Below are 5,298 nucleotides of genomic sequence, written 5' to 3'. Positions count from 1 at the left end.
CTGCTGGCGTGACAGCGGGCCGGAGCGCCGAGTCGTGCCGGGCCGAATGTCGGGCCGGAGGAAATACCCCGGTTGTGGCGGGGCGGGTGCCCGCGCACGGCGGGTAGCCTCTCACTATGGTGGCCGTCAATCTCTCGCCCACGCGCCCAGCGCGTGCGGTCGATGAGCGAATGCCGCAGAACGTCTATGTCTGTGCTGGGACGGCTGCCCGGCGGAGCGCGCTCGTCGGCGCTGTCGTCCCACTGATCACACGAGCCACAGAGGTTTACACGCGTCCCAGCTACCCCATAGAGTGTGCTCATCGAGAAAGGGGTACGTGGGATGCCCGAAGTTCCTGACGTCCGATTCCTCAAGGTTGCTGAGGTCGCAGAGCTGATGCGCGTGTCCAAGATGACCGTGTATCGGCTCGTTCACGCGGGCGAGCTGCCGGCCGTCCGTTTCGGGCGCAGCTATCGCGTGCCCGAGTCTGCCGTTGCCGACGCGCTGCAGCGCCCGATCGCCGACGTCGGCTGACGTCGCCGGCTGTCTCGAACTCCGTCGCCCCGGGCGAAGGATGCGTGACAGCCCATGCCTTCGGGTTTGCTAGACTGACCCGAGGCATTTTCCGTGCCCGTACCCGGGTGTCCGATTTCGGCGACACCCAGCCACTGACTTAGTGAGGTTTCCGTGGGTTCTGTCATCAAGAAGCGCCGCAAGCGCATGGCGAAGAAGAAGCACCGCAAGCTGCTTCGTAAGACTCGCCACCAGCGTCGCAACAAGAAGTAAGCGACCAGACACGAGCGCCTGTCTTCGGACGGGCGCTTTGTGTCTCCGGCCGCATCTCCGTCCCGCCGAGAGGATGTCATGAAGTCGATCACCGTCACCGAGCTCGCCGAGCGCACCGGTATCCCGCTCATCGATGTGCGGGAGGTGGACGAGTTCGCCGCAGGCCACGTGCCCGGGGCCGTCAACATCCCGATGTCCGAGATCGGCAACCGGCTGGAAGAGCTCCCCGCGGAGGCGTTCGACGTCATCTGCCAGGCGGGTGGGCGGTCGGCGCGTGTGGTCGAGGCGCTGGAGTCGCGCGGCTACGACGCCACGAACGTCGAAGGCGGGACCGGAGAGTGGATCGCCCAGGGGCGCCAGGTCGAGGTGCCGTCGGCGTGACCACGCTGACCCTGATCGGCAAGCCCGACTGTCACCTCTGCGACGTCGCCTCCGACGTCATCGATGCCGTCGTCGCCGAGCTGCCCGATGCCGCGGCCGAGCAGATCGAGATCGTCGAGGCCTCCATCCAGGACGACCCCGCGCTGTACGAGCTGTGGTGGGAGAAGATCCCGGTCGTGCTCATCGACGGCGAGCTGCACGCGCATTGGCGGGTGGCGCCCGATCGGCTGCGCGAAGCGCTCGAGGACTCTCTTCGCGCAGACGCGCTGACCGGAACGAAGGAATCTCTGTGACCATCCGCCACGTCGTGACCTGGAAGCTCGCCGCCGAAGACGCCGCGGAGCGCGGTGCGCAGGCGGCTGAGGTCGCTCGCCGTCTGAACGCCCTCGACGGCGTCGTTCCGCAGCTCCTCTCCATCTCCGCGGGAGCGAACGTCGCCTACCCGGAAGCGAACTGGGACGTCACGCTCGTCGCGGACTTCGCCTCGATCGCGGCGATCGAGGAGTACCAGGTGCACCCCGCACACGCCGAGGTGGCCGCGTACATCCGCACTGTGGTCGCGTCTCGCGTCGCTGTCGACTTCGAGGTCTGAGACCGCGTCGCGCCGACCCCGGAATTCGGTTTCTTCGCGTGACCGGGGCGTACTTGCAACACAAACGTAATGCGCGTCTATGCCGATGTCATTGGTCACGCGACGAGCCGCATGTTTAGATGAACTCCTATCCGTCAGCGGGCCTTCGTGCCCTCGACTCACAGGAGCCGACATGCCTCGTCGCAACCTCATTGCCGGTCTCGCCCTCGTGGCGACGGCCACCCTCGCGCTCGCCGGCTGCGCCACCGGATCATCCGACGCGGGCAGCAGTGACGCTCCCGCCGCCGACGACAAGTACGGTCTCGTCGAGGCCGGAACGCTCACCGTGTGCTCAGATGTCCCCTACCCGCCGTTCGAGGTCGAGGACCCGTCCAGCGAGACCGGCTACTCCGGATTCGACATCGATCTGCTCGGCGCGATCGCCGAGAAGATCGACCTGAAGCTCTCCGTGCAGGACGTGGGCTTCGACGCCCTGCAGTCGGGCACCACGCTTGCTGCCGGCACGTGCGACATCGGTGCCTCCGCGATGACGATCACCGACGAGCGCAAGGCCAACCTCGACTTCTCCGACCCGTACGTCGACTCGCTGCAGTCGCTCCTCGTGCGTACCGACTCGGACATCAAGTCGATCGACGACCTCGACGGCAAGAACGTCGGTGTGCAGCAGGGCACGACCGGCGAGACCTACGCGGGCGAGAACGCTCCGGGCGCGCAGCTCGTGCAGTATCCCTCGGACGGTGAGCTGTGGCCGGCCATGCAGGCGGGTCAGATCGACGCGATCCTGCAGGACCAGCCCGTCAATTACGTGCACGAGCAGGATGACCCCGACTACAAGATCGTCGAGACGTACCCGACCGACGAGTCGTACGGCTTCGCCTTCGCCAAGGGGGAGAAGGACGAGCTGCGCGATGCCGTCAACAAGGCGCTCAAGGAGCTCCAGGACGACGGCGGCTACCAGAAGATCTACGACAAGTACCTCGCGGCCAAGTGACCGGCGGCGTCGGTAGAACGGGAGGACCTCGACGATGGCGTTGAGGCGTACCACCAAGAGCAAGCTGTATCGGTACTCGGTCTACGTCGTGCTGCTCGCGATCGCCGTCTGGGCGATCGTGAGCACCGACTGGGCGAAGATCGGGCCGCTGTTCTTCAATCCTGAGGTCGCGGCGAAGATGTTCCCCGGGATCATCACGACCGCCCTGGTCAACACGCTGTGGTTCACGGCCGTGGCCTTCGCTGGCGGCCTGCTGCTCGGCGTCGTGCTGGCGCTGATGAAGCTGTCGACCATCGCGCCGTTCCGGTGGATCGCGACGGTGTGGATCGAGTTGTTCCGCGGGCTTCCCGCGATCCTCACGATCTTCGGCATCGCCTTCATCCTGCCGATCGCACTGGGCGTCCCCGGCACGAAGCTCGGTGGGCCGGTGGTGCTCGGACTCATCGGTCTCATCCTCGTCGCTTCGGCGTACATGGCCGAGACGATCCGTGCCGGTATCCAGGCCGTTCCCAAGGGGCAGACCGAGGCCGCGCGCTCGCTCGGCATGTCGCCCATGAAGACGACGTTCTGGATCATCGTGCCGCAGGGGTTCCGGATCATCATCCCGCCCCTGACCAACGAGTTCGTGCTGCTGCTGAAGGACACGTCGCTGCTGTTCGTGGCGGGTTCCTTCATCTGGTCGAAGGAGCTGACGAACTTCGCCCGTGATGCATCGACGCAGAACACCAACGCGACGCCGCTGATCATGGCGGCGATCCTGTACCTGATCGTGACGATCCCGCTCACGCGCTTCAGCGCGTGGCTCGAACGACGGATGGCGAAGCAGCGATGATCACCGATCTGATTGATGTCCACGCCCCCGCGATCGATGTGCAGGGGCTCGTGAAGTCGTTCGGCGACAACGAGGTGCTCAAGGGCATCGACCTCACCGTCACCAAGGGCGAGGTCGTGTGCGTGATCGGACCCTCGGGCTCGGGAAAGTCGACGCTGCTGCGGTCGGTGAACCTGCTCGAGGAACCGACCGGCGGCAAGGTGCTGATCGAGGGGATCGACATCACCGACCCCGATGTCGACATCGACCGCGTGCGCACCCGCATCGGCATGGTGTTCCAGAGCTTCAACCTCTTCCCGCACCTCGATGTGATGGGGAACCTCACGATCGCGCAGCAGCGCGTGAAGAAGCGCTCGAAGGCTGAGGCGGCGAGGGTCGCGAAGGAGATGCTCGCCCGCGTCGGGCTGGCGGAGAAGGCCGATGCCTACCCCGGGCATCTGTCGGGAGGACAGCAGCAGCGTGTGGCGATCGCGCGTGCGCTGTGCATGAACCCCGACATGATGCTGTTCGATGAGCCGACATCGGCGCTCGACCCCGAACTGGTCGGCGAGGTGCTGCAGGTCATGCGCTCGCTCGCCGATGAGGGGATGACGATGCTCGTCGTCACGCACGAGATGGGCTTCGCGCGCGAGGTCGGGTCTCGCCTGATCTTCATGGACGGTGGACACATCGTCGAGGAAGGCGACCCGCGCGAGGTTCTCGGCAACCCGCAGCACCCGCGCACGAAGGACTTCCTTTCGCGCGTGCTCTGATCCGAGATCGACGAGACCCCCTGCCGCAGATATCTGCGACAGGGGGTCTCGTCGTGAAGCGTGGAAGGAGGTCAGTCGGCTTCGACGACCTCGGCGTCTGCGGCGTTCCGGCGGACGGAGTCGATCCCGTTCAGCGCGGCGGACTTCGACGAGTAGCCCTCGCTGATCGCGATGACCTCGCCGTTGCCGGCCTTCAGACGGAACCGGTACTCGCCGGACTTGTCGGTGTACAGCTCGAACTTGCCTGCCATGAGGCGTCCTTTCTCTCTCGGATGGAGGGAACCCCGCCCCTCGGGCCTCACGCTAGCGCTCGGCGAGGGTCCGGGGAAGAGCGAGGGGTCGTCAGCCGCGGGGATGAACCGCGACCGGCTCGGGAGCGATCGCGATGCGCACCCGATCACCGAACGCGAGTTGGGTTCCCGGGGCATGCTGCACGCGCACCAGCTCACCGGACTCGGTGCGCACGAGCGTGCGACGCATGCTCCCGAGGAAGGTGCTCTCCTCGACCAGGGCGTCGGCTGCGGCATCCTCCTCGGAAGCGAAGTAGACGTTCTCCGGTCGCAGGTACACATCGACCGGGCCGTCGGCCGGAGACTGCAGGGGAAGCCGCTGCCCCCACACCATGACGTGATCGCCCTCGGCGACCCCCGACACGACGCTGGACAGCCCGACGAAGGCGGCGACGCCGGCTGTGGAGGGCATCGTGTAGAGCTCCTCCGGCGATCCGATCTGCTCGATGCGGCCGGCGTTCATCACGGCGATCCGGTCGGAGACGGCCAGCGCCTCCTCCTGGTCGTGGGTGACGAAGACGGTCGTGATGCCGAGTCGCAACTGGATGCGGCGGATCTCGTCGCGCAGCTGGACCCGCACCTTCGCGTCGAGCGCGGAGAGCGGCTCGTCGAGCAGCAGCACCTTGGGCTCGGTCACCAGCGCACGTGCCAGCGCGACCCGCTGTTGCTGTCCGCCCGAGAGCTGGTGCGGGAAC

10 protein-coding genes are annotated in these 5,298 nt (G+C 66.4%); 8 read left to right on the top strand and 2 right to left on the bottom strand.

Translation table 11 applies throughout. The features are described from left to right. The first annotated feature begins 321 nt into the window (after positions 1-321). The 8 genes from KZA10_RS07530 (at position 322) to KZA10_RS07495 (ending at position 4,313) form a co-directional block, all read left to right on the top strand. Positions 322-513: a helix-turn-helix domain-containing protein gene (locus tag KZA10_RS07530; RefSeq protein ID WP_218682551.1), complete on the top strand. Its 192-nt coding sequence runs from the start codon at positions 322-324 to the stop codon at positions 511-513. 153 nt (positions 514-666) lie between these two features. Beyond that, positions 667-765, top strand: a complete 99-nt coding sequence (locus KZA10_RS07525) for a 30S ribosomal protein bS22 (protein ID WP_003792170.1) — start codon at positions 667-669, stop codon at positions 763-765. Between the two features lie 78 nt (positions 766-843). After that, a complete protein-coding gene (locus KZA10_RS07520) occupies positions 844-1,146 on the top strand; it encodes a rhodanese-like domain-containing protein (protein WP_017828123.1) in 303 nt (100 codons plus the stop codon). Then, positions 1,143-1,439 (top strand): glutaredoxin family protein, encoded by a 297-nt coding sequence (locus KZA10_RS07515; protein ID WP_055870017.1) that lies wholly within the window; start codon positions 1,143-1,145, stop codon positions 1,437-1,439. Before KZA10_RS07520 ends, KZA10_RS07515 begins: the two co-directional genes overlap by 4 nt. Then, entirely contained in the window at positions 1,436-1,738 is a 303-nt protein-coding gene (locus KZA10_RS07510; protein ID WP_218682550.1) for a Dabb family protein, read from the top strand. Before KZA10_RS07515 ends, KZA10_RS07510 begins: the two co-directional genes overlap by 4 nt. Positions 1,739-1,910: 172 nt before the next feature. Next, the gene (locus KZA10_RS07505) at positions 1,911-2,729 is read left to right on the top strand and encodes a basic amino acid ABC transporter substrate-binding protein (protein WP_055870021.1); all 819 of its coding nucleotides are present in this window, start codon (positions 1,911-1,913) and stop codon (positions 2,727-2,729) included. A 34-nt stretch (positions 2,730-2,763) separates the two neighbouring features. Further along, entirely contained in the window at positions 2,764-3,561 is a 798-nt protein-coding gene (locus KZA10_RS07500) for an amino acid ABC transporter permease (protein ID WP_055870022.1), read from the top strand. Continuing rightward, positions 3,558-4,313 carry an amino acid ABC transporter ATP-binding protein gene (locus KZA10_RS07495; RefSeq protein ID WP_017828128.1) on the top strand — a complete coding sequence of 252 codons (756 nt, stop codon included), beginning with the start codon at positions 3,558-3,560 and terminating at the stop codon, positions 4,311-4,313. Before KZA10_RS07500 ends, KZA10_RS07495 begins: the two co-directional genes overlap by 4 nt. Before the next feature lie 71 nt (positions 4,314-4,384). Here the strand turns inward: KZA10_RS07495 and KZA10_RS07490 are convergent, their stop codons facing one another. Further along, positions 4,385-4,564, bottom strand: a complete 180-nt coding sequence (locus KZA10_RS07490; protein ID WP_021198051.1) for a YegP family protein — start codon at positions 4,562-4,564, stop codon at positions 4,385-4,387. 91 nt (positions 4,565-4,655) lie between these two features. Then, positions 4,656-5,298: ABC transporter ATP-binding protein (locus KZA10_RS07485; RefSeq protein ID WP_218682549.1), on the bottom strand; the 643-nt coding region annotated here is incomplete at its 5' end.

This window comes from Microbacterium sp. BF1 (assembly GCF_019279095.1).
Lineage (GTDB): Bacteria > Actinomycetota > Actinomycetes > Actinomycetales > Microbacteriaceae > Microbacterium > Microbacterium maritypicum.
Note: the sequence above shows the minus strand (reverse complement) of the source record. Positions and strands in the feature narration are given on the sequence as shown.